Origin of the sequence: Pseudomonas sp. 11/12A (assembly GCF_000800055.1) — a bacterium.
Lineage (GTDB): Bacteria > Pseudomonadota > Gammaproteobacteria > Pseudomonadales > Pseudomonadaceae > Aquipseudomonas > Aquipseudomonas mohnii.
Window position 1 is genome coordinate 3,302,043 of record NZ_JUGV01000001.1, and the last position, 20,106, is coordinate 3,322,148.

The 20,106-nt window shown below is 56.8% G+C and carries 25 protein-coding genes and 1 pseudogene; 10 read left to right on the forward strand and 16 right to left on the reverse strand.

Annotation, left to right across the window (positions count from 1 at the left end; all coding sequences use genetic code 11):
* The first annotated feature begins 335 nt into the window (after positions 1 to 335).
* The gene (locus GQ39_RS15120) at positions 336 to 638 is read left to right on the forward strand and encodes a hypothetical protein (protein ID WP_047531162.1); all 303 of its coding nucleotides are present in this window, start codon (positions 336 to 338) and stop codon (positions 636 to 638) included.
* A gap of 292 nt (positions 639 to 930) precedes the next feature.
* Positions 931 to 1,143 (forward strand): cold-shock protein, encoded by a 213-nt coding sequence (locus GQ39_RS15125; protein ID WP_003179963.1) that lies wholly within the window; start codon positions 931 to 933, stop codon positions 1,141 to 1,143.
* 69 nt (positions 1,144 to 1,212) lie between these two features.
* Here the strand turns inward: GQ39_RS15125 and GQ39_RS15130 are convergent, their stop codons facing one another.
* Entirely contained in the window at positions 1,213 to 1,533 is a 321-nt protein-coding gene (locus tag GQ39_RS15130) for an I78 family peptidase inhibitor (RefSeq protein WP_047531166.1), read from the reverse strand.
* A gap of 163 nt (positions 1,534 to 1,696) precedes the next feature.
* The gene (locus tag GQ39_RS15135) at positions 1,697 to 2,002 is read right to left on the reverse strand and encodes a hypothetical protein (RefSeq protein WP_047531168.1); all 306 of its coding nucleotides are present in this window, start codon (positions 2,000 to 2,002) and stop codon (positions 1,697 to 1,699) included.
* Positions 2,003 to 2,134: 132 nt separating this feature from the next.
* Between GQ39_RS15135 and GQ39_RS15140 the strand changes: the two genes are divergently transcribed.
* Complete coding sequence (locus GQ39_RS15140) at positions 2,135 to 2,344, forward strand: hypothetical protein (RefSeq protein WP_047531169.1); 210 nt, start codon at positions 2,135 to 2,137, stop codon at positions 2,342 to 2,344.
* Between the two features lie 3 nt (positions 2,345 to 2,347).
* Here GQ39_RS15140 and GQ39_RS15145 read toward each other — a convergent pair whose 3' ends face one another.
* The 8 genes from GQ39_RS15145 to GQ39_RS15180 form a co-directional block, all read right to left on the reverse strand.
* A complete protein-coding gene (locus GQ39_RS15145; protein ID WP_047531170.1) occupies positions 2,348 to 3,376 on the reverse strand; it encodes a nucleoside hydrolase in 1,029 nt (342 codons plus the stop codon).
* 43 nt (positions 3,377 to 3,419) lie between these two features.
* Positions 3,420 to 3,824: a D-ribose pyranase gene (gene rbsD / locus GQ39_RS15150; RefSeq protein WP_047531171.1), complete on the reverse strand. Its 405-nt coding sequence runs from the start codon at positions 3,822 to 3,824 to the stop codon at positions 3,420 to 3,422.
* Positions 3,821 to 4,738, reverse strand: a complete 918-nt coding sequence (rbsK, locus tag GQ39_RS15155) for a ribokinase (protein ID WP_047531172.1) — start codon at positions 4,736 to 4,738, stop codon at positions 3,821 to 3,823. Before rbsK ends, rbsD begins: the two co-directional genes overlap by 4 nt.
* Positions 4,739 to 4,762: 24 nt before the next feature.
* The gene (locus tag GQ39_RS15160) at positions 4,763 to 5,782 is read right to left on the reverse strand and encodes a LacI family DNA-binding transcriptional regulator (RefSeq protein WP_047531173.1); all 1,020 of its coding nucleotides are present in this window, start codon (positions 5,780 to 5,782) and stop codon (positions 4,763 to 4,765) included.
* Between the two features lie 3 nt (positions 5,783 to 5,785).
* On the reverse strand, positions 5,786 to 6,763 hold the full coding sequence (locus tag GQ39_RS15165) for an ABC transporter permease (protein WP_047531175.1): 978 nt from the start codon (positions 6,761 to 6,763) through the stop codon (positions 5,786 to 5,788).
* Complete coding sequence (locus GQ39_RS15170; RefSeq protein ID WP_047531177.1) at positions 6,760 to 8,313, reverse strand: sugar ABC transporter ATP-binding protein; 1,554 nt, start codon at positions 8,311 to 8,313, stop codon at positions 6,760 to 6,762. The genes GQ39_RS15165 and GQ39_RS15170 overlap by 4 nt, the downstream gene beginning before the upstream one ends.
* 55 nt (positions 8,314 to 8,368) lie before the next feature.
* Positions 8,369 to 9,325 carry a sugar ABC transporter substrate-binding protein gene (locus GQ39_RS15175; RefSeq protein WP_047531179.1) on the reverse strand — a complete coding sequence of 319 codons (957 nt, stop codon included), beginning with the start codon at positions 9,323 to 9,325 and terminating at the stop codon, positions 8,369 to 8,371.
* A 188-nt stretch (positions 9,326 to 9,513) separates the two neighbouring features.
* Complete coding sequence (locus GQ39_RS15180) at positions 9,514 to 9,972, reverse strand: hypothetical protein (RefSeq protein WP_047531180.1); 459 nt, start codon at positions 9,970 to 9,972, stop codon at positions 9,514 to 9,516.
* 335 nt (positions 9,973 to 10,307) lie between these two features.
* Here GQ39_RS15180 and GQ39_RS15185 point away from each other — a divergent pair, with 335 nt between their 5' ends.
* From GQ39_RS15185 to GQ39_RS15195, 3 genes are all read left to right on the forward strand, one after another.
* Entirely contained in the window at positions 10,308 to 11,396 is a 1,089-nt protein-coding gene (locus GQ39_RS15185; protein WP_047531181.1) for an asparaginase, read from the forward strand.
* Between the two features lie 179 nt (positions 11,397 to 11,575).
* The gene (locus GQ39_RS15190; RefSeq protein WP_052193599.1) at positions 11,576 to 11,845 is read left to right on the forward strand and encodes a DUF1654 domain-containing protein; all 270 of its coding nucleotides are present in this window, start codon (positions 11,576 to 11,578) and stop codon (positions 11,843 to 11,845) included.
* 4 nt (positions 11,846 to 11,849) lie between these two features.
* On the forward strand, positions 11,850 to 12,542 hold the full coding sequence (locus tag GQ39_RS15195; protein ID WP_047531185.1) for an endonuclease: 693 nt from the start codon (positions 11,850 to 11,852) through the stop codon (positions 12,540 to 12,542).
* A gap of 129 nt (positions 12,543 to 12,671) precedes the next feature.
* On the opposite strand, the gene GQ39_RS15200 is transcribed toward GQ39_RS15195, so the two are convergent.
* Positions 12,672 to 13,037 carry a sporulation protein gene (locus GQ39_RS15200; protein WP_047531187.1) on the reverse strand — a complete coding sequence of 122 codons (366 nt, stop codon included), beginning with the start codon at positions 13,035 to 13,037 and terminating at the stop codon, positions 12,672 to 12,674.
* Positions 13,038 to 13,287: 250 nt separating this feature from the next.
* Between GQ39_RS15200 and csrA the strand changes: the two genes are divergently transcribed.
* The gene (csrA, locus tag GQ39_RS15205) at positions 13,288 to 13,482 is read left to right on the forward strand and encodes a carbon storage regulator CsrA (RefSeq protein WP_007938114.1); all 195 of its coding nucleotides are present in this window, start codon (positions 13,288 to 13,290) and stop codon (positions 13,480 to 13,482) included.
* Positions 13,483 to 13,638: 156 nt separating this feature from the next.
* On the opposite strand, the gene GQ39_RS15210 is transcribed toward csrA, so the two are convergent.
* A complete protein-coding gene (locus GQ39_RS15210) occupies positions 13,639 to 14,094 on the reverse strand; it encodes a DUF2214 family protein (protein WP_047531194.1) in 456 nt (151 codons plus the stop codon).
* A 222-nt stretch (positions 14,095 to 14,316) separates the two neighbouring features.
* On the opposite strand from GQ39_RS15210, the gene GQ39_RS15215 reads away from it, so the two are divergent.
* A complete protein-coding gene (locus GQ39_RS15215) occupies positions 14,317 to 15,069 on the forward strand; it encodes a carbonic anhydrase (protein WP_047531196.1) in 753 nt (250 codons plus the stop codon).
* Positions 15,070 to 15,132: 63 nt separating this feature from the next.
* Here the strand turns inward: GQ39_RS15215 and GQ39_RS15220 are convergent, their stop codons facing one another.
* The gene (locus GQ39_RS15220; RefSeq protein ID WP_047531197.1) at positions 15,133 to 15,336 is read right to left on the reverse strand and encodes a hypothetical protein; all 204 of its coding nucleotides are present in this window, start codon (positions 15,334 to 15,336) and stop codon (positions 15,133 to 15,135) included.
* A gap of 438 nt (positions 15,337 to 15,774) precedes the next feature.
* Between GQ39_RS15220 and GQ39_RS15230 the strand changes: the two genes are divergently transcribed.
* Positions 15,775 to 16,029, forward strand: a complete 255-nt coding sequence (locus GQ39_RS15230; RefSeq protein WP_047531199.1) for a Pathogenicity locus — start codon at positions 15,775 to 15,777, stop codon at positions 16,027 to 16,029.
* Between the two features lie 776 nt (positions 16,030 to 16,805).
* Here the strand turns inward: GQ39_RS15230 and GQ39_RS15245 are convergent.
* Positions 16,806 to 17,326: pseudogene (locus GQ39_RS15245) on the reverse strand (glycoside hydrolase family 19 protein).
* 84 nt (positions 17,327 to 17,410) lie between these two features.
* Between GQ39_RS15245 and GQ39_RS31570 the strand changes: the two are divergent.
* Positions 17,411 to 18,589: an acyltransferase family protein gene (locus GQ39_RS31570; protein ID WP_081997924.1), complete on the forward strand. Its 1,179-nt coding sequence runs from the start codon at positions 17,411 to 17,413 to the stop codon at positions 18,587 to 18,589.
* 156 nt (positions 18,590 to 18,745) lie between these two features.
* On the opposite strand, the gene GQ39_RS31575 is transcribed toward GQ39_RS31570, so the two are convergent.
* Both GQ39_RS31575 and GQ39_RS33035 read right to left on the reverse strand, forming a co-directional pair.
* Positions 18,746 to 19,447 carry a phage tail protein gene (locus tag GQ39_RS31575; protein WP_081997925.1) on the reverse strand — a complete coding sequence of 234 codons (702 nt, stop codon included), beginning with the start codon at positions 19,445 to 19,447 and terminating at the stop codon, positions 18,746 to 18,748.
* On the reverse strand, positions 19,438 to 20,103 hold the full coding sequence (locus GQ39_RS33035; RefSeq protein ID WP_177329329.1) for a hypothetical protein: 666 nt from the start codon (positions 20,101 to 20,103) through the stop codon (positions 19,438 to 19,440). The genes GQ39_RS31575 and GQ39_RS33035 overlap by 10 nt, the downstream gene beginning before the upstream one ends.
* Positions 20,104 to 20,106: the final 3 nt, after the last annotated feature.

Below are 20,106 nucleotides of genomic sequence, written 5' to 3' on the forward strand. Positions count from 1 at the left end.
TGGGTTGGGATGAGCCAGTACAAGATCCGATCCAGGCCATTCACTGACGAACGCCTGCCTTACAGCGGCAGGAGCCTTGCGGCCAACCGGAAAACCGAACCAGAGTGACTGGGATTCAAATCAGGGTTATTCGTGCGCCTGCCGCGACCGGGACTGAAGGTCGACCGGAGCCTGCAAACGCCCGAGCCAGGCATGCTAGCACAGATGAATGGTCGTCGCGGTACAGAGCTTTACCAACAGGGTAAATCTTACGTTTTTATGCCAGAGTGCTGAACTTGATCCCCGCTTTACCCCTCGGACATCAAGTCATCGACCCACAAAGGAGCATCCTCGGCATGCGTCTGAATCGTTTATTCGCTGTAGTCGCACCCATCGTCCTGCTGTTGCCGCTGGCCGCCCACGCTGAATGGCCCAAAGGCGCGCGCGAAAAATACATGGCTCAGTGCGTCCCTGCGGCCGCACAAAGGATCGGCGACGCTGCGGCCAAGGCCCACTGTGCTTGCGGTGCCGATGCAATCAAATCGTACCCCGCCAAAGATCTACAGGCCCTGATGGACAACAAGGCCAGCAATGAACTGCAACAGCAGGCCCTTACCCAGATTGCCAAGTGCAAGGCCACCAATCCGACGCAAAAATAAGCCCGCTCAAGCTTCAAAAAGGCATTTTCAGCCAGCAAACAGCCCCTGAAAATCGCTTTTTCGGACATTTTATGCAGGTTTTACAGCTTTTTTTATCACCTTTACTTTCGGCTGAAAGCCTTTTAAATCAGGGCTTTCAGCGATATCAGCCAACAAAGAATGTGCGACTGTAGGGCAAACAGCACCCGTGGGGGGCTCCCAAAGCGAACATTTCGACTATGATACCCCGGTGTGCCCAGTTGGCCTGAGCAGCACAGTACTACTGAAAATATATGTTTCTTGGAGATACACCATGTCTAATCGCCAAACCGGCACCGTTAAATGGTTCAACGATGAAAAAGGCTTCGGCTTCATCACTCCTCAAGGTGGCGGTGACGACCTGTTCGTACACTTCAAAGCTATCGAAAGCGACGGTTTCAAAAGCCTGAAAGAAGGCCAAACCGTTTCCTTCGTGGCTGAGAAAGGCCAAAAGGGTATGCAAGCTGCTCAAGTTCGCCCAGAGTAATTTCCAGGCGCACTAAAAAAACCCCGTCCATGTGACGGGGTTTTTTATGGATAACGCAAAAGTGGGCGATCAGCCGCAGTTCACGCGAGTCACGACTTTATTGGCGTCGGTGCTCAGGTTGAGGCGATCGGAGCGATACTCCAGGGTCACCATGTCATTTGGCGACAGGAACCGCGCATTCTGTGCACCTGCACGCTTGCGCGCCTGCTCCAGCAGTTCAGCCGAAGCCGTTTTGCCCAGGGTGAATTCGGCCGCTTTCGCTTCGCAACGGCTGTGACCTGTGTCAGTCGTCGTTACAGGGTCAGTTGCCGAATCGGTAGCGGCAGTGCTGCAACCGGCCAGCGTGGCAACGGCCAACAGAGCACCCAATGACGCGAGCTTCCAAGGCATGACGCCTCCTTTTTCGATAGTTAACCTAAATTTGTGCGACCGCCAATCCGGCGCTTGGTTCATCGAGCGTTCTGGCAACAAGGCCGCCGCCGCAGACAAACGGCAAGTTTGCCTGAGCATTGCCCTGCCCTTCATGCCTTAATCGTGACTGAATATGAACGGGTCAATAGACGTCGATGTAATCGAATGCCGGCTTCGGCCAGTTCTGCTTCAGCGCATTGAAGATTTGCATGACCCAGACCTCGTCACTGGCCGCGACCCGTCCGACATAACCAGAACCCTTGGCCCAAGTCTCCAGGCGAAACAGCAACCCGTCGATATCGGTGCCGCCCACGACACCCGATGAAATATAGGCGATACCGCCCTTGGTCACTCGCAACTGGGTGTGCTCATCATCGCTGGCGGCAGCCAGCAGCTGACGCACCGCCTCAAGGGTCAAGCCATCAGGCGTATTCAAATCGATCTGCACAGCGCAGTCCTTGAAAAGTCGTTAAAGACCAAGTGTCGCATAGCCCTCCATTGATGCCTAAGTCGGAGTGCCAAAAGTCCTGCAAAATGGTTAACTCGACACTCAGACCTTCCCGACCGCACGAGCACCACAATGACCACCGTAAGCATCGACGCCGCCATTAACGCCAAGTGGTCAGAGGGCCACAGCTCTTATAGCCCCGGCAGCCCGGAAGAGCTCGCAATCATCGGTATCGATTTACTGGTCAAGGAACTGGGCACCGAAGCTGCCCAATCCTTTATCCAACAGATTTTCGAGAAATACCCGCCCCATCAGGGCGGCGGACATTCCGAACGCTCGTAAGAGTTACGTCAGGCGGGCCAGGCGTTCGGTCAGCAGATCGAAGAATCCCTGGGCGTCGCCGCGGTCCACCCAGAACGCATTCTTCGGCGCCCCGAGGCCGTTATGCCAGTCGACAATGGTTTGACCGAAGGTCGGCCCCTCGCGACTGTCGACCACTACGTTGACATGGCGACCGCTGAACAGCTCCGGCTTGAGCAGGTAAGCAATGACCGTAGCGTCATGCACGGGGCCACCCGGGATACCGAAGTACTCCATGTCGCCCTTGATGTACTCACTCAGAATATCGCCGACCAGTTTGCTGGCATTGTTGTCCAGCGCCGCGATCTGCTGCAGGCGCGCATCACTGGTGAGGATCTTGTGGGTCACATCCAGCGGCAGGTAAGTCAGCCTTGCGCCACTTTTGAGTACAACCTCGGCAGCGTGTGGATCGGCGAACAGGTTGAATTCCGCGACAGGTGTGATGTTGCCGCCATTGAAATGCGCACCGCCCATGATCACGACGTCCTTGATGCCCTGGACGATTTCAGGGTCCTGGATCAGCGCGAGCGCCAGGTTGGTCTGCGGCCCCAGCATGGCGATGGTGATGCTGTGGGGCCTGGCCGCCTTCAGGGTGTCGATCAGGAAGTCGACCGCACCGCCCTTGGCCAAACCTTTCTTCGGTTCGTACACGAGGACACCCGACAGGCCCTCCTTGCCATGAATATCTTCGGCATGGATAGGCGTTCGCTGCAGCGGTGTCGGTGCCCCGGCGTAGACCGGCACGTCCTCGCGCCCCGCCCACTCCCGGGCCAATCGTGCGTTGCGTGACGTCTTGTCCAGCCGAACGTTGCCAGCGACCGTGGTCAACGCATGGATATTGAGTTCGTCCGGCGATGCCAGCGCAAACAACAATGCGATCACGTCGTCAGCACCGGGGTCGGTATCGATGATCAAGTCGATCTTTTCCACAGCCTGAACGCTGCTTGGGTTAATCAGGGACAAAAGCAACAGACTCCGACGCAAGAGGTACAGTTTCCGAGTATAGCGACACATGACCCATGCCTTGTGCAGGACAGAAACAGAGAAACCAAGCGATTCAGAACGTCACTCCGGCGACCAGGACGATATTGCAGTAAGGCTGGCATTCACCGGTACGAACAATCGCCCGGGCTTGCCGGCTGAGGACTTTGAATTGTTCATGACTCAGCAGCTCGCGCCGGCCAAGCGCGCCCTCGGCGTTCAGCTTGTCCAGCGCGACCAGCGCCGACGGCTTTTTCTCCAGAATCTCTTGCGCCAACACATGGCTTTCGACCTGCATTTCGCTGAGCACAACGTTCAAAGTGCTGATGAAGTCCGGAATGCCGTGGGTCAAGGCCAGGTCAATCAGCTCGACCCCCGGAGGCACCGGCAACCCCGCATCGCCGATCACCACTTTGTCGCCGTGGCCCAGCGAAGCAATCAGCCGCGACAGCGCGACGTTGAGCAAAGGTGTCTTTTTCATGGTGTATTAAAAGCCTGTACATCGGACAAGGTGGGAATGGAGGGTTGCGCACCAGCACGGGTGACCGACAGCGCCGCAGCGACCTGCCCGAAACGAATCGCTTCAGCCTCACTTTGGCCAGACGCCAGCGCGGCGGCGAATCCGCCGACGAAGGTATCGCCGGCCGCGGTGGTGTCAACCGCCTTCACCGCTGGCGCCGGAAAATGCTCGGAACGCGTGCCATCGTTGAACAGGGCACCATCGGCCCCAAGCGTGACAATCACTTTTCCGGCCCCCATCTCGATCAATCGGTTAGCGGCTGATTGTGCCGATTGCCGAGAGTCCACCCACACGCCACTCAGTGCCGACGCCTCGCTCTCGTTAGGAATCAGATAGTCGATGTTCGCGTACCAGTGCGCCGGAAGCGGACGACTGGCCGGCGCGGGGTTGAGGATCACGATCTTGCCCAGCTCTCGACCACGCTTGAGCGCATGGCCGACCGTCGCATCCGGCACTTCCAACTGGCAGATGATGACGTCGGCCGATTGCAGCACCGAGTCGAAGCAGCCGATCACGGCTGGCGTCAGCAAACCGTTGGCACCGGCGACGATCACGATCGCGTTCTGGCTATTGTCATCGACCACGATCAACGCCACGCCACTGGAACCGTCCACGGTGCTGACTGCCTGACAATCGATCCGTTCGGCCAACAGCGCTTCGCGCAGCTCCTTACCGTAGGCATCGCTGCCCACGCAGCCGACCATCGACACCTGCGCCCCGAGTCGCGCTGCGGCTACGGCCTGATTCGCGCCCTTGCCGCCGGAAACCGTGGTAAAGGATTCACCAATCAGCGTTTCCCCGCCCCGCGGCAGCCGAGGCGCGCGGGTGACCAAATCCATGTTCAGACTGCCTATTACCACTACTTTTGCTGGCATACATCACTACTCATTCGTTCTGTTTCAGCGATATTCGGCAAACACGCCTGCTAATGGCGCGGTCGATTCACGCATCACGATGCTGGGCGTCACAATCCGTTGCTCAGTGCTCAGTTGCGGCTTGGCGATCCGTCGTAGCAGCACTTCGGCCGCCATCTCGCCCAACTGCAGGATCGACTGGCCGACGGTGGTCAATGCTGGATAGACATAGCGACTCATCTGGATATCGTCGAAGCCGATCACCGACAACTGTGTCGGTACGCGAATGTTGCGCTCGGCGGCGGCTCGCAGCACACCGATGCCGATCATGTCGTTGGCGGCGAAGATTGCACTGGGCGGATTGCGCTCCAGCAGGATCGCGGCAGCGTTGTAACCGCCGGTACTGGTGAAGTCACTTTCCAGCATGCGTTCGCGTGGCACCTCGATACCTGCGTCCGTCAGTGCACGGCAAAATCCGGCCAGTCGCATTTGCGCCACACTGGTGGTGGTCGGCCCGCTGATGGTGGCGATATCCCTATGCCCCAATTCCAGCAGGTGTCGAGTCGCCAGATACGCGCCGTATTCGTGGTCGATGCGCACCAGGTCCACATCGACACCTTCCAGGCCTCGGTCGACGATCACCATCGGTGTACGCACGCCCGCCAGGCCTTGGGCCAGGCTGCTGTCACCGCCGGCCGACGCGACGATCAGCCCGTCGATGCGTTTTTCCAGCAGTACGCGCAGGTAGTTGCGCTGCTTGTCCGGATTGTCGTCGGAGTTGCAAAGAATCACGCAGTAGCCATTGCGCTCACAGTAATCCTCGATGCCCCGCGCCAGCTCCGCAAAGTACGGGTTGAGGCTGTTGGGCACCAGCAAGCCGATGGTCGCGGTGGTTTTGGCCTTGAGGGAACGGGCCACGGCGCTGGGTACGTAGTCGAGGGTCTTGATGGCAGCCTCGACTTTGACCCGTACTTCCTCGCTGACTGGCCGGGTTTTGTTCACCACATGGGAAACCGTGGTGTAGGAAATGCCCGCAAGTGCCGCTACATCCTTGATCGTTGCCATGACTCAGGCCCGCCGACTGGCGCGTTGACTGCGGTAGGTATCGAGCACCACCGCCACCACGATCACCGCGCCGGTGATGATGCGTTTGGTCGGTTCGGTCGCGCCGATCTGCGCCAGGCCGGCCGCCAGCACGGAAATGATCAACACACCAAAGAACGTGCTGATCACCGAACCGCGGCCGCCCATCAGGCTGGTACCGCCGATGACCACGGCCGCGATCACCTGCAGCTCAAGACCGGAACCCGCATTCGGATCCGCCGCCTCAAGACGCGAAATCTGGAACAGCGCCGCGACACCGGCCAACAGCCCCATCAGACTGAACACCAGGACCTTGTAGGGCTTGGGATTGATGCCCGCCAGGCGAACCGCCTCTTCATTGGTGCCGATGCCAATCAGGTAGCGCCCAAACACCGTGCGGGTCAACACGGCCTGGGCAATGAAGATAATCAGCAAGGCAATGATGAAGGACGGTGAAATGCCGAAGGCGATCGGGTTGGACAGCCAGGCAAAGGCGTCACCAATGTAGGCGGTGCGCGAGCCGGTCATCTGATACGCCACGCCACGCGCCATCTCCAGCACGCCGAGTGACACGATGAACGACGGAATTCGCCACGCCACGGTAATGGAACCGGTGATGGTCCCGGCCAATGCGGCGGCCGCCATGCCGAGCAGAGCAGCGGGCAGGACACTCCAGCCCCAGCCCAGTGTCGCCACGCTGACTGTCGACGCGGCCAGCGCCAGCACCGAACCGACCGACAGGTCGATGCCACCGATAATCAGCACGAACGTCATGCCGACCGCGAGGACCATCAAGTCCGGAATCTGGTTGGCCAGCGTGCTGAAGGTATCGTAAGAAAGAAAGTGGCTGCTCAGGAGCGAGAACAGGACCACCATCGCCAGCAAGGCACCGGCCAGGCCCAGGTAAGTGCCGAGACCGTAAAAATTGCCACTGCGTTTGCCGGCGGAAGATGCGGTTTTCATTGAAGATCCCTAGGCGCTGCTTCGTTGAGCAGCGCATCACGTTTTTGGTAGCCGGCAAAAGCGGCCGCAAGCAAGTCATCCTGGGTCCAGCTGTCGCGCTCGAACGTGTCAATCAGGCGCCCTGCCGACAGCACGCCGATGCGGTCGCAGATCAGCATCAGCTCGCGCAGATCGCTGGACACTACCACCAGCGCCTTGCCCTGCCGTGTCAGTTCGCCGAGCAAGGCGTAGATGTCGAACTTGGCGCCGACATCGATGCCACGGGTTGGCTCGTCGAACAGCAGCACCGAGCAATCGCGCTCCAGCCAACGGCCAATCACGACTTTCTGCTGGTTGCCGCCGGACAATTCGGACACCCGTTGTGCAGGGCCGGAACTGCGGATGTGCATGGCGTCGATTTGCCGCTGGGCCAGGGAAGACTCTTCGCCATTGTTGACGAAGCCGCCGCTGGAAATGCGGGGCATGTTGCCCAGCGCAATGTTGGCGCCGATCGATTGCGTCAACAGCAGGCCTTCACCCTTGCGATCTTCGGTGATCAGGGCGATGCCGTGACCGACCGCGTCCACCGGAGACCGGATGCTGACTACCTGCGCCGGGGAGCCCAGGGCAACGGTGCCGCTGTCGGCGATATCGGCGCCAAAGATCAACCGTAGCAATTCGGTGCGCCCTGCCCCGATCAAACCGGAAATGCCGAAGATCTCACCGGCACGCACTTCAAAGGACACGTCGCGAACCTTGTCGGAGCGGGTCAGCCCTTTGACTGTCAGCGCCGGAGCGCCGATGGTGCGCGGCCCCATGTCGATGTGTTCGCCCAGTTCACGGCCCACCATCAGGGTGACCAACTGTTCGCTGTTGTAATTGGCCATCGGCTCGACGCACACCAGGTTGCCGTCTCGCAGTACCGCAATGCGCTGCGCCACCCGGGCCAACTCTTCGAGGCGATGGGAGATGTAAATTATCGATACACCCCGTGCCTGCAGGCGGGTGATCTGCTCGAACAACATTTCGACTTCACGCGCCGTGAGCATCGCCGTGGGTTCGTCGAGGATCAGCACATGGCAATCGCCGATCAGGTTGCGGGCGATCTCGACCATTTGCTGATGACCGATACCCAGCTCACCGACCGGCGTGTCCGGGTCGATGGCATCGAGGCCGACCTGAGCCATGGCTTCAATGGCGGCCTTGCGCAGTTGCTTACGGCTGATCCAGCCACCATTGTTCGGCAGATTGTCGAGAAACAGGTTTTCCGCCACCGACAGGGTCGGCAGTAGATTGAGTTCCTGCATGACCATACGTATGCCCAGGTCTTCAGCCTGGGTCCGGCTGCCAGGGCGATAATCCTGCCCCTGAAACTGCATCTGGCCGGTGGTGGGCGTGACAAGCCCACCAATGATCTTCGACAGCGTACTTTTACCAGCGCCGTTCTCACCGGTCAGCGCCAGCACTTCACCGCGCATGAGCGTCAGGTCGATGCCGGTCAGGACCGGTTGGGCGTAGGTCTTGCCGATACCGCTGACCGAGAGGACAGCGTTCGGGTCGCGAACGGACATAAAAACTCTCCATGCGCTCGCCCGGACGGGCGAGCACCTTTGTGTCGCCAAGGGCTTATTTGGTAACCAGCTCTACCGGGGTCTCGATCACACCATTGGCGCCGATGTCGACTTTTTCACCCTTGATGATCTTGAGCGCAGTCTCGATGCCGAACACCGCTTGCTTGGCCGCAAACTGGTCGGCAGTGGCCAGGACCCGGCCATCCTTGAGCATCGGCTTGATGGCGTTGATATTGTCATACCCCACCACTTGCACCTGGCCGGCCTTGCCTGCGGCACGCACGGCAGACACCACACCCACGGCCATGCTGTCGTTGCCAGCCAGCAGGGCTTTCACTTGCGGGTACTCGCTCAGAATCGAAGCGGCGACTTTATTACCCTTGTCGATTTCCCAGTCGCCGGACTGTACGGACACAACCTTGATCTGCGCCGCTTCCATCGCGTCCTTGAAGCCTGCAGTACGAGCCTGAGCGTTAGTGGTGGTGGATACGCCTTCGATGATGCCGACTTCATCACCGGCCTTCAGCTGTTTGGCCAGGTACTCGCCGACCAGACGCGCACCTTTGCGGTTATCCGGCCCTACGAACGGGACATTGATGTTCTTGCTTTTGACGACGGCTGGATCCAGCTGATTGTCGATGTTGATCACGGTGATACCCGCATCAACGGCTTTCTTGATTACCGGCACCATGGCTTTTGAGTCAGCAGGGGCGATGACCAGCGCATTGACTTTGGCCAGGATCATTTGCTCGACGATACGTGTCTGGCCAGCCGTGTCCGTTTCGTCCTTGATGCCATTGGAAATCAGATCGAATTCATCGGAGTGGCCTTTCTGATAGGCCTTGGCGCCGTCTTCCATGGTCAGAAAGAATTCGTTGGCCAGGGATTTCATCACTAGCGCGACTTTTGGTTTTGCAGGCGTCTCGGCGAAGGCCGAAGAAACAGGCAGCGCGACGGATGCGGCAGCCAGCATAGCGACAGCGAGAAGGCGTCCAGCGAATGGCAGCTTCATGGGTTCACTCCGATCTTATGATTATTTTGAGCAATGCTTGCGCTGGCGTTTGGCTTGATGGCGCCCGGCGATGGAATTAACTCATCGATGACGCCGCGCAAACGTTTGCGTAGATCGGACTATGCGAACCCTGCTGACATTTGTCAACGACCGTAACGCGCTGAATAGCGCGACGGCCGGCATTCACCTCAGGCCGTTGTATTGACCACCGACCCAGTGCCGCTGCCCTTGGCCATTTCTTTGATCAAGCTGGCGCTGACTTCCAGAATGGCGCTGTTGGTTTGCGCGATCTGCCCTTGAATGCCTGACACTATGGCTATCTTGGTTTCCGGCGTGGGGTAGCTCGCTGCCTGAGCTGCCGCCAGTGTTTGCTGCTGCTCGCGCAACTGTTGCTGCAGCTCTTTCAGACGCTTGAGCAAGACTTTCACGGCGACACTGGTGTTATCGTCGGCTTCGGACTTTTGAGTGTCTGCGCTTTTGTCCAAACCAACAGGGCCGGTCCTGACTTGTTTGTCGTCATCCTCCTTCGTGCCTAGCGCTTGAGCAGCGGCATCGGCCGCCGCATCACTCAGTGCACGAAGCGTCGCGGCTGACTGTCCACCAATGGTGATGCCCGCCGCGTTTGGAAAACCTACAGATAACGACATGTGAACTCCTTAAATAAAATCCATTGAAAGAGCATCGACCTGAGCGCGAGTTTCTTTAGCAATGATTCACAATTGAAACAGGGGGAGTTCAACAAGGCTGTCGGAGAGCCGAACACGGAAGCTGCAAAAAATCGGAAACCCGGACACTCAACGGCCATCGCGCGCCGACAGATTGTTAAATTCATTATAAAAATCAGGCGGTTAAGCCATTTTCTCCATTCAAAGAGTGTCTGGTACAGATCCTGCTCTTGACCCGACACCCCAGGCGTTCAGATTCGTTTGGGGCACATCTAGATGAACTTGCATCTGCACCGTCACCCCTAGAGAGAAAAATAATGACATCTGCTTTCAAGACCTTTGTGCCGGGCGCCTTGGCCCTCCTTCTGCTTTTGCCGACCGCTCTTCAGGCAAAAGAAGCTGAAACCCAACAAAAACTGGCAAACGTGGTCATTCTGGCCACCGGTGGCACCATCGCCGGCGCGGGCGCCAGCGCCGCCAACAGCGCGACCTACCAAGCGGCAAAAGTCGGTATCGACAAATTGATCGCCGGCGTCCCCGAACTGAGTCAAGTGGCCAACGTTCGCGGCGAGCAGGTCATGCAAATCGCCTCCGAGAGCATCACCAACGAGAACCTGCTGCAATTGGGCCGTCGCGTGGCCGAACTGGCCGACAGCAATGACGTCGATGGCATCGTGATCACCCACGGCACCGACACCCTGGAAGAAACCGCCTACTTCCTGAACCTGGTGGAAAAAACCGATAAGCCGATCATTGTCGTCGGCTCCATGCGCCCTGGTACCGCGATGTCCGCCGACGGCATGCTGAACCTGTACAACGCCGTGGCCGTGGCCAGCAGTAAAGATGCGCGGGGCAAAGGCGTCCTGGTGACCATGAACGATGAAATCCAGTCGGGTCGCGACGTCAGCAAAATGATCAACATCAAGACCGAGGCGTTTAAAAGCCCTTGGGGGCCGCTCGGCATGGTGGTTGAAGGTAAATCCTACTGGTTCCGCCTGCCGGCCAAGCGCCACACCATGGACTCGGAATTCGACATCAAGACCATCAAGAGCTTGCCCGATGTTGAAATCGCCTACTCCTACGGCAACGTCAGCGACACCGCTTACAAGGCACTGGCTCAGTCAGGCGCCAAGGCCATCATCCACGCCGGCACCGGCAATGGCTCGGTCTCTTCGCGTGTGGTTCCAGCCCTGCAGGCACTGCGCAAGGACGGCGTGCAGATCATTCGCTCGTCCCACGTCAATGCCGGTGGTTTCGTCCTGCGTAACGCCGAACAGCCTGACGACAAATACGACTGGGTCGTGGCACATGACCTGAACCCGCAAAAAGCCCGCATCCTGGCGATGGTCGCCCTGACCAAGACCAACGACAGCAAAGAGCTGCAACGGATGTTCTGGGAATACTGATTCGTCCTCGCCTGACCGGTTCCGGTCGGGCACTGCTTCACCACTCGCCGATGTTTGGCGAGTGGCTCGCACCTCTACTGACAAAAAAACCAGCGCCTTACACCAAATCGAAAAAAATGCTGTCAGAGGATTTTCTTGAATTTTAAGCAGTTGCGAAATTGCCTACAGTTAAATACTGTATGCACGTACAGCTTAATAAGGATAATTCTGTGGACACCACCTCCGCCTCACATGACGCCTATGTACGCATGGGTCTGCGCGTTCAGAAAATCATCAACTCCCCGACTGCCCAAAAAGCCAAGGCCGCACTGATCTTCCGACTTCCCGATGAGCCGGTGGATGAGTGGGAGCGCTTGCTCGAAGAAATTGACGAGAACGACAACGTGACCCTCGCCTATCGCGACGATGGCGGCGTGCAGATTTTTTGGGTTGTGCCGAAGGAAGACTGAGTCAATGAGTGTCCGCTGTTTTGCTTTGCTGTTGCTGCTGCTGTTCGCCATGGGGGCCCAGGCTGACGCACCGCGCACCTTCAACGAAGCCAAGAAAGTTGCCTGGAAGCTGTACGCCCCACAGTCCACCGAATTTTATTGCGGCTGCAAATACACCGGTAACCGGGTGAATCTCTCGGCCTGCGGTTATGTGCCGCGTAAAAATGCCAAACGCGCGGCGCGCATCGAGTGGGAGCACATTGTTCCAGCCTGGCAAATCGGTCACCAGCGCCAGTGCTGGCAGGAGGGAGGCCGCAAGAATTGCACGCGCTACGATCCGACCTATCAGAAGGCCGAGGCGGATCTGCATAACCTGGTGCCGAGCATCGGGGAGGTGAATGGCGATCGCAGCAACTTCAGTTTCGGCTGGCTGCCGGAACAGCCTGGCCAATATGGCTCGTGCCTGACCCAAATCGATTTCAAGGCAAAGAAAGTCATGCCGCGCCCCTCCATTCGCGGCATGATCGCCCGGACTTATTTCTACATGAGCAAACAGTACGGCTTGCGTTTATCGAAACAGGATCGGCAACTGTACGAAGCCTGGGACAAAACCTATCCGGTCCAGGCCTGGGAACGTCAGCGTAACCAGAGCGTGGCGTGCGTGATGGGGCGCGGTAACGAGTTTGTCGGGCCGGTAGACATGAAAGCCTGCGGTTAAGCGTTTTGCGAAACGAACAAGGCCTCGGGCTCAACACCCGAGGCCTTGTTGTTTTCAGACCGCCGAAAAACGAGTCACTGTGGACATCCTCCAAGAGGCTCCACCGAACATCACCCGTAAAATGGATCGTTACTGAGCTGTCGGACGCTCGAGGACCAGCACTTCAACATTCTGTTTCTTCGCACGGACGATGGCCGCATTCACCTCGGCCTGTTTAGCCTCGGCTTCGGCTTTCGAACTGTATGGGCCCATCAGAATGCGGACCTTGCCGTTCTCCTTGACGACACTGGACATGAAATTGTGTTCGATCAACCAGCCGCTGAGGTCGCTGACAGCCTGAGGCGTTTCACCTCGAACCTCGAGATCCCATTGAGGACCTGAGGCCTGCACTGGAGCAGCGGCCGTTGCCGGCACAGGCTTAGGTGGTTCAACGCGCTTGCCCTCACCGCATCCCGCCAGCGACAGCACTGCCATAACCAAGACCATTTTGCGCACAGCGTTTCCCTCTGAATGCCTAAACCGGCGATTTTAACATTCATGAATACTTCTCGAGTGCCGCAAAATGGGCTTAAAACAACGAGAATGATGGATGCGGCCTCTGTATAGTTACGCCTTGGGAATTAATGCTGCATCTGCACGTCAGAAAGAGGCACCCAAACTTTGAGACTTCGCACTAATCTATACATACCACCGACCTCTGCACTGTCCGAATCAGGTGCCCCACAAAGCAATCAAGGAGAAGACCATGCTGATACTCACCCGCAAAGTCGGTGAAAGCATAAACATTGGTGATGACATTACGATCACCATCCTGGGCGTAAGCGGCCAGCAAGTCAGGATCGGCATCAACGCTCCGAAAGACGTTGCGGTGCATCGCGAAGAAATTTACCAGCGCATTCAGGCCGGCCTGACCGCGCCCGACAAACCGCAAACCCCCTGAACCCTGCGCCGTCAGTAGCCAGCCCGTTCGCTCCGTAACGACGGCTGGCTAAAGATTCAGGTGTCACCACAAACTCCGCTCAGTCGCTGATCTGGCTGATTCAGGCCAAGTCGCAGGCCATGACGGCCAGATATTCTCGCCGCCCCCTCCCAACGCTCAACCATAGGTCACCCCCCGCGCCATGCCCGTGGCCGCCACGATGATCAGCAATACCAGCAGCGCTTCGATGTGACTGGCCCTGGCAAACAGCTTCGCGCGCCCGATGTCGATAGCGGTGCCGCGCGCCAACGCGATCCTCCATTTGATCAGCGTGATCATCGGCGCAATCTCCAGCAGCAGGATGATCACAAACAACGCTATCTTGAGGTGGAACAACGGTTGGTGCAGATAGTAGTCCGTGCCTTTCTCGTAGCCACCGAAGGCTCGCATCCCGCCGCTAACCAGTAAAATCAGGGCCGAAATCCCCCACAGATTATCGGCAAGCAATACGCTTCGCACCTCCCCCGTACCAGCCATCAACCGCCGAAATGCCGTGCCACGGGCCAGGACCGCCGAAAAAGCCAGCGCAACAGCCAATAGGTGAACGGCGGCAAGGATCCAGTGAATCAGCATCGAGAAACTCCTGTCAGGACAAAGTTGAAACAGCCTGTCAGTAGTAGCCCATGAATCGATGGATTGCGCCGCCTCGCAAACTGTCGACATTCGAGGCCCACCCTTGGAGAACGCGGCGCCCCGGACCGACTAGACTCCAACACGCTGGCAATTGCAGGCTCCTGCAGCCACCACCCCCCAACAGCAGTCACTCCCACCGTGTTGACTTGAGTACACAAAATCATGTGTGAATCATGTGATTCAAACTCTGCTCCACCCACAAATGATCGCCGCCGTTTTCTTCGGCTTGCCGGACTGGGAGCAGGCGCTCTGCTTCTCGCCGGCGCACTGCCCAACCGAATCATCCAGGCAGCCGAAAAAACATCCACCCCTCCAAAACCACAAAATGCAATCAACCCTGACGAGGCACTGCAACGGCTGATCCAGGGAAATGAACGGTACGTGAGCGGCAACTCAAAGACCCACGACTTCAAGGACGAGCGCGAAGCACTGGTTTCCGGCCAGAATCCCTTCGTGGCCGTACTGAGTTGCTCTGACTCGCGTATCGCACCCGAATACGCATTTGATACCGCGCGAGGTGATCTTTTCGCCATACGCGTTGCCGGTAACTTCGTTACCGACGAAGGACTGGCAAGCATTGAATACGGCGTCGCCGTGCTTGGTGCACCACTGATTCTCGTACTGGGACACGAAAGTTGCGGCGCCATCGAAGCCGGCATAAAAGCCGTCAAAGACCACACCGTATTCCCAGGGCATATTCCGAAACTGACTGACGCACTCAAGTCATCTGTCGAGACCGTCCTCAAACAACCAGGGGATCTGGTGGAAAATGCGACCGTGCAAAATGTCAAAAACTCGGTCGAACGCCTCAAGAAGGCCACGCCCCTGCTGACTGATGCGCTGAGCAAAGGCAAATTGAAAATAGTGGGCGGCATCTATCGCCTGGCGACCGGAAAAGTCGAGCTGATCGCCTGAGCCGAAAAGCCATTCATGGCAGGCCGTAGAAAAAACGAGCCCAGCGCGATGGCTGGGCTCTGTTCACTTTCTGTTTTCCATCATTTTGTCGGCGAGCGCCTTGGCCCTTTCGATCAACATATTCTGTCTGTCTTCGTGAGTAGCGCCAGTGGTGCCGCCGACGACCGGAGCGGTCAGGTTACTTTCGGCAATCAAGGCAGCGCAGAAGTATTGATCCCAGACGAGCTTGTCGTCGGATGCCTGTTTGTTTGTTGGGTCGCAAATCATGGGAGACTCCTCGTGGGGAGGTAGCACGGCTCATTTTACGCCTGAATTACGGCGTTAGAGGATCCACCTCAAAAGAACACGAGAGGCAATCCAGGGGGACGCCTGAACCACCGCCCATTGGAGCAAGAGGCAAATGGACAAGTAAGCCGCAAAAAAACGAATCATCGCTCGCCGCCCCATCAACTTGCCCTCCCGCTTAATTTCGCGAAACAAACGTTGGGTGGTCTGTTTTAGTTGGATGCAATTCAACGATCACAGTTCAATGTAGCTGGAACTGATTTTTATTCAGTTTTTCATCAATGCTCAAGGCACGAGGGCCAGTCTGCGCGACGACAGTGACATCTACTGGTTTTTGCATTAATTATTCGGCAACCTGCCGACTTTACCCACAGCGTTGGGCCAACTTAATAGGGCTCACTGATCAAAAGGACTTCACGGATGTCATTTTCACTGGAAGAAAGAACCGCTCTTTTAGCGCTCAAGGGTGTAGGCCCGGCTGTCATTGCCCGGCTTGAACAGATGGGGATCAAATCGCTTGCCGAACTCGGCACATCGAATGTTGGTGACATCCTGGCCCAGGCATCCGCAGCGTCAGGCTCGACATGCTGGAAAAATAGCCCTCAAGCCCGGGCTGCCATTACCGCGGCAGTCGAGTTCGCGAAAGGCTCAAAGCTGCCCTCCTCACTTCGCTGACCTCACCTGCAGCCCCAGTAAAGAGAAACAAAGACGCAGGCGTCTTAACCGATCACGCCATCTTTATAGGTCGTGGTCGCCATGACGATCATCCACTCGACAGGTCTCGCGACGCCTGCAATGGCCCCCAGGACCAACCAGGCGACCTTCCGTGAGTACGAAATACCAAGACGGGGCAGCGATAGCCAAGCAGCGCTCATGAACGTGAAAGCCCACCTGAAGATGTCGCGCGGTGGTCGTGTGCCCAAAATATTCCCGACGTTTGTCCAAACACCAGGCAACAAAAAAGGGCCCACCTTTCGGTGAGCCCCTCTAGACCGCCCAGCAGAGCGGATTTTGTTTGGTAGGCGCGATTGGACTCGGACCAACGCCCCCCACGTCAAGGTGTCCAAGACACGAACACAACGTGTTGATTTTTAAAGATATATTCGATTTTTTCCATAGGTAAAAATCAGACAAATCACCCTATAAGAATCAATAACTTAGCGTTGTATATTCCTACAGTAATCTCGCTTCTTCTGGCGCCCATAAAATCCTTGCACCTTCCCCAGGTCGTCCGAATCCATCCGAAAGATTGGCCACCCATCTCCGGCGTTCTGGTGCGCTCGGTGGCCTCGTTGGTTGCTTTTGCCTGTGCATCGTCGGCGTCCCGCTTATCCCACTTCGCCTGCCACTCGTTGCCCTTCACCGTCTCGCCGTGGTGGTAGGCACTGAACAATGCGGCCCAACCGGGGCAATCGCAGCTATATAAGGACGGATTCGTAGCCAGATGGGCTTCATACCAGCACCGCCCGAGCTCGTGCCCAAATTTCAAGCCGATCTTGAAGGCCGTTGAGGCCACCATTAATGCGGCGGGTGATGGTGTTGAACTGGTCCTGATCAGCCAGAGTGTTCAGTCCATTGGTTGCCCAGAACCAGGCCGCAGACAAGCAGGCGTTCTTCGGCTGCTCCAGCAGCTCCGGCTGATTGATCAGGTCCAGGCCCAGGGCTTCGCCGCACGCCGCATAGTTCGCCCGGCCCGTAATCTGGATCAGGCCGCGCCCGCGGTATTTGAAGCCATCGCCCGGGACGGAGTTGCCAAGATCCTTGCGACCCTCGTACTTGGCTTGGGCAGGGGTTGGCCCCCAGATCTCACGGACGTAGACCAACTGGCCAGATTCATGGCCGATCTGGGCAATGAATGCCGCCACTCGTTGGAGCCGATAATCTGGAACCGACCCATGGCCGTGTTGAGGACAGGAACAAAAACGCCGGCTTTCGGGAGGATCTGCAGCAACTGCTGCGCGGTGATGGGCATGCTTCTCTCCGGGCGTGAAAATTCAGATAAAGGGCGGCGTGCTACCATCGGCGCTCAACCAGCGCTGGATGGATAGTTGCGAAAATGAATAGAGATACGTCTTTTTTGAACGGTATCCGGGCCTTCGCGGCTTTTTGGGTTGTTACCGGACACTGTTTTATTTGGGGCGGTTCATGGCTGGATATGTCGGTTCCCGCTCCAAAGATCGCAGTTGATCTTTTTATGGTGTTGTCTGGCTTCCTGATGGCCTACACCGTTCAAAACCGTGAAGCTAGTGAGTCAATGTCCAGCCCTGCCAATTGGTTGCGATTTTACGCTCGCCGTTATTTTCGACTAGCACCTGCGTATTATCTTTGCCTGTTTCTGGTAGTTGCTCTCGCGCCTCTCTATCTTGGCGGATACACGCATTTGCGGGAGTTAAACCCGGCCCTATGGGAAGGCGATTGGGTTTACGATCCAGCCCGAACAAATTACACAGTTGGAAATTTACTTCTTCATGTATCTTTTCTTTTCGGCCTATTCCCAACTTACTCATTTTCGACATTTTTACCGGACTGGAGTCTCAGCCTTGAAATGCAGTTCTACGTCGTGTTTCCTTTCATTTATCTTGCGATGAAACGATTTGGAGCAGGGAAGACTGCTGTTGTGCTGGCGCTGTTTTCTTATGCATTCATGTGGGTGTTTAACCAGGCGGTGGCCGCGGGCAAAGCGCATTTCTTTTTTGAACCTTCAATGCTGTTTTTCAAGCTACCAATCTTCCTCGCAGGCATCCTGATTTACCGCGCAGCCTCAACCTCTACCACATCGAATTGGCACCGAGCCACTTACGTACTGTTGGCCTTGCTGATGTGTGCGAAGCTGGGAGATATTTACCAGAGCCAAGTGATTTATCTCGTTGCATTGGTTGCATTAATGGCCGTCATGGCGGTGCCATATCGTCCTATCGCACGCCACTTAAATATACTTGAAACGGTATGCCGCAGCCGGATCGTAACGTTCATGTCAGACGTTTCCTATTCGGTTTACCTGTTCCATGGCTTATTCCTGGCCATCGTTGGTTCGCAGATCGGTATGTCAGCAAAAAGCTCTGGGTGGCCTCTTGTTGTCGGGACGCTTGCGATCTGGCTGGCCGTGATCGCACTAACCTATACATTCAGCTATCTGGTGTTTCGCTTCGTTGAACTACCCGGAATTTCGTTGGGTAAAGCGATAATTGATCGCTTCGAACCAGCAAAGATCCGGACGTCAGAGCCTAGTCGATAGGCGCCTCTAAGAAAGGGCATGCTTCAATGAAGGCAAGATATCGGGGGTCCGACTCGTCGACATTGCCCTGGGGAGGATGCTCATCAGGGTCTTGCTCACAGGCAAAGACCGAGGTAATCGCTGATTTTGTTGCATCGGAGAACTGTACAAAAATAGTCATATTTCATACCCAGTGATTGCAATTTGAAAGCTTGGAGTGCCTGCTGTCGATGTTGCGTAGTACCCCATCGTCTGAGGCGTAAGTAGTTGTAGGCGATCAAAAGAGACTGCGTTACCGCCATTGGCTGCGGTCGTAGTCGAATAATTTTGCTTATTTCCTACCGCAGCCGTGGAGGGGTAAATGTCTAAGTGAATGACGCTTGCAGTACTACACGATATGAGCGTGTTACCGGAAATATACTTAGCGTTGGGCGGGACTACTGCGGCAATGGAGAGTGATGTGATACTGCCTGTCACCGCAGATGTAATGAGCACAGTTGTGGTGGTGTAGCAGGTAAATCGATCTGATTGATATCCTACTATGAACTGACCGCTACCGTTTGTTAGCCAAACACCGACTAGTGCTGAGGCCGAATACCCCGCGGGCATGTTTGCACCGCCATAAACACTTGCCACTACGGATGCTGCATTCACCGCCAACAAAGCCGAGGCCCCGCTGGTTGGGTTGTAGATGGCATAAATCCCAACAAATCCGTTAACAGGTGCGGTGCCGGTATCCATACCACCAGCGCCTGTGGTCGCCAGGTTGATTGTCTTGTTGAAGCTTGCGAGACAGTAACGCAGTCCGCCAAGCGCGGTTTCTACGACGATCTCATCAGCAGTCAGCGTCGCAGTCGCGGATGCAGCTGCTACTGACATCCTGAGGTTTCTGGCCTGCCCAACAACCCCCGCAACCTGGCTGAATTGAACAGCATGCTGGCTTTGGGTTGCTGGTGCGACCTGCAACGCCCCCCCCCGGAACTGTCAATCAGAACCCATGATCCGCCACCAATCGAAGTGTTGTACTGCAGCCAAACATCGCTGTTGACGACGATTTCGCCACCTTGAAGGGCGCTGTGCCCGAAGCCAACGAGGGGTTTTGCGCCCAAGCCGTTTGGGTTGAACGTACAGGCACCGGTGTTGGCTACGGAGGCTTTGTACTTGAGAACCATGCCGTCAGTCAGCGCGGCAACCGGCGGGTTGAACGCCGCTGTGTGCGCGTTCGCCGTGCCACCTCCAGCAGCGTAAGAACCGCTGCCAATTTGCGATAGGCCGTTGATTGCCAGTTCGAGGTTGGCCAGCAGCGTAGCGGTAGTACCGTCGTCGACTGCGTTCTGCCCAGAGCGGTTGGCGATCAATTGCCCGATCACGGCAGCCACAATGGATGATTGGCGCCAGGCCTTGTTCAACTGAGCAGAGTTGGCGGTACCCGAAGAAAATCCGTTAAGACGAGCTGCAAGAGCCAAGTAGTCTGCTTGAGACATAACATTGGCGCCCACGGCAGAGCCGAACGGCAAGAAGTCATTCGTTGGCATAAA

Excerpts from the sequence above, each read along its gene's own strand:
- GQ39_RS31570 (WP_081997924.1), top strand. The coding sequence starts at position 17,411 with ATGAATAGAGATACGTCTTTTTTGAACGGTATCCGGGCCTTCGCGGCT.
- GQ39_RS15120 (WP_047531162.1), top strand. The coding sequence starts at position 336 with ATGCGTCTGAATCGTTTATTCGCTGTAGTCGCACCCATCGTCCTGCTG.
- GQ39_RS15175 (WP_047531179.1), bottom strand. The coding sequence starts at position 9,325 with ATGAAGCTGCCATTCGCTGGACGCCTTCTCGCTGTCGCTATGCTGGCT.
- GQ39_RS15195 (WP_047531185.1), top strand. The coding sequence starts at position 11,850 with ATGAGTGTCCGCTGTTTTGCTTTGCTGTTGCTGCTGCTGTTCGCCATG.
- GQ39_RS15220 (WP_047531197.1), bottom strand. The coding sequence starts at position 15,336 with ATGATTTGCGACCCAACAAACAAACAGGCATCCGACGACAAGCTCGTC.
- GQ39_RS15185 (WP_047531181.1), top strand. The coding sequence starts at position 10,308 with ATGACATCTGCTTTCAAGACCTTTGTGCCGGGCGCCTTGGCCCTCCTT.
- GQ39_RS15145 (WP_047531170.1), bottom strand. The coding sequence starts at position 3,376 with ATGTGTCGCTATACTCGGAAACTGTACCTCTTGCGTCGGAGTCTGTTG.
- GQ39_RS15210 (WP_047531194.1), bottom strand. The coding sequence starts at position 14,094 with ATGCTGATTCACTGGATCCTTGCCGCCGTTCACCTATTGGCTGTTGCG.
- GQ39_RS15140 (WP_047531169.1), top strand. The coding sequence starts at position 2,135 with ATGACCACCGTAAGCATCGACGCCGCCATTAACGCCAAGTGGTCAGAG.
- GQ39_RS15165 (WP_047531175.1), bottom strand. The coding sequence starts at position 6,763 with ATGAAAACCGCATCTTCCGCCGGCAAACGCAGTGGCAATTTTTACGGT.
- rbsK (WP_047531172.1), bottom strand. The coding sequence starts at position 4,738 with ATGCCAGCAAAAGTAGTGGTAATAGGCAGTCTGAACATGGATTTGGTC.
- rbsD (WP_047531171.1), bottom strand. The coding sequence starts at position 3,824 with ATGAAAAAGACACCTTTGCTCAACGTCGCGCTGTCGCGGCTGATTGCT.
- GQ39_RS15160 (WP_047531173.1), bottom strand. The coding sequence starts at position 5,782 with ATGGCAACGATCAAGGATGTAGCGGCACTTGCGGGCATTTCCTACACC.
- GQ39_RS15215 (WP_047531196.1), top strand. The coding sequence starts at position 14,317 with ATGTGTGAATCATGTGATTCAAACTCTGCTCCACCCACAAATGATCGC.
- GQ39_RS15130 (WP_047531166.1), bottom strand. The coding sequence starts at position 1,533 with ATGCCTTGGAAGCTCGCGTCATTGGGTGCTCTGTTGGCCGTTGCCACG.
- GQ39_RS15170 (WP_047531177.1), bottom strand. The coding sequence starts at position 8,313 with ATGTCCGTTCGCGACCCGAACGCTGTCCTCTCGGTCAGCGGTATCGGC.
- GQ39_RS31575 (WP_081997925.1), bottom strand. The coding sequence starts at position 19,447 with ATGTCAGTAGCAGCTGCATCCGCGACTGCGACGCTGACTGCTGATGAG.
- GQ39_RS15230 (WP_047531199.1), top strand. The coding sequence starts at position 15,775 with ATGTCATTTTCACTGGAAGAAAGAACCGCTCTTTTAGCGCTCAAGGGT.
- csrA (WP_007938114.1), top strand. The coding sequence starts at position 13,288 with ATGCTGATACTCACCCGCAAAGTCGGTGAAAGCATAAACATTGGTGAT.
- GQ39_RS33035 (WP_177329329.1), bottom strand. The coding sequence starts at position 20,103 with ATGCCAACGAATGACTTCTTGCCGTTCGGCTCTGCCGTGGGCGCCAAT.
- GQ39_RS15125 (WP_003179963.1), top strand. The coding sequence starts at position 931 with ATGTCTAATCGCCAAACCGGCACCGTTAAATGGTTCAACGATGAAAAA.
- GQ39_RS15190 (WP_052193599.1), top strand. The coding sequence starts at position 11,576 with ATGCACGTACAGCTTAATAAGGATAATTCTGTGGACACCACCTCCGCC.
- GQ39_RS15180 (WP_047531180.1), bottom strand. The coding sequence starts at position 9,972 with ATGTCGTTATCTGTAGGTTTTCCAAACGCGGCGGGCATCACCATTGGT.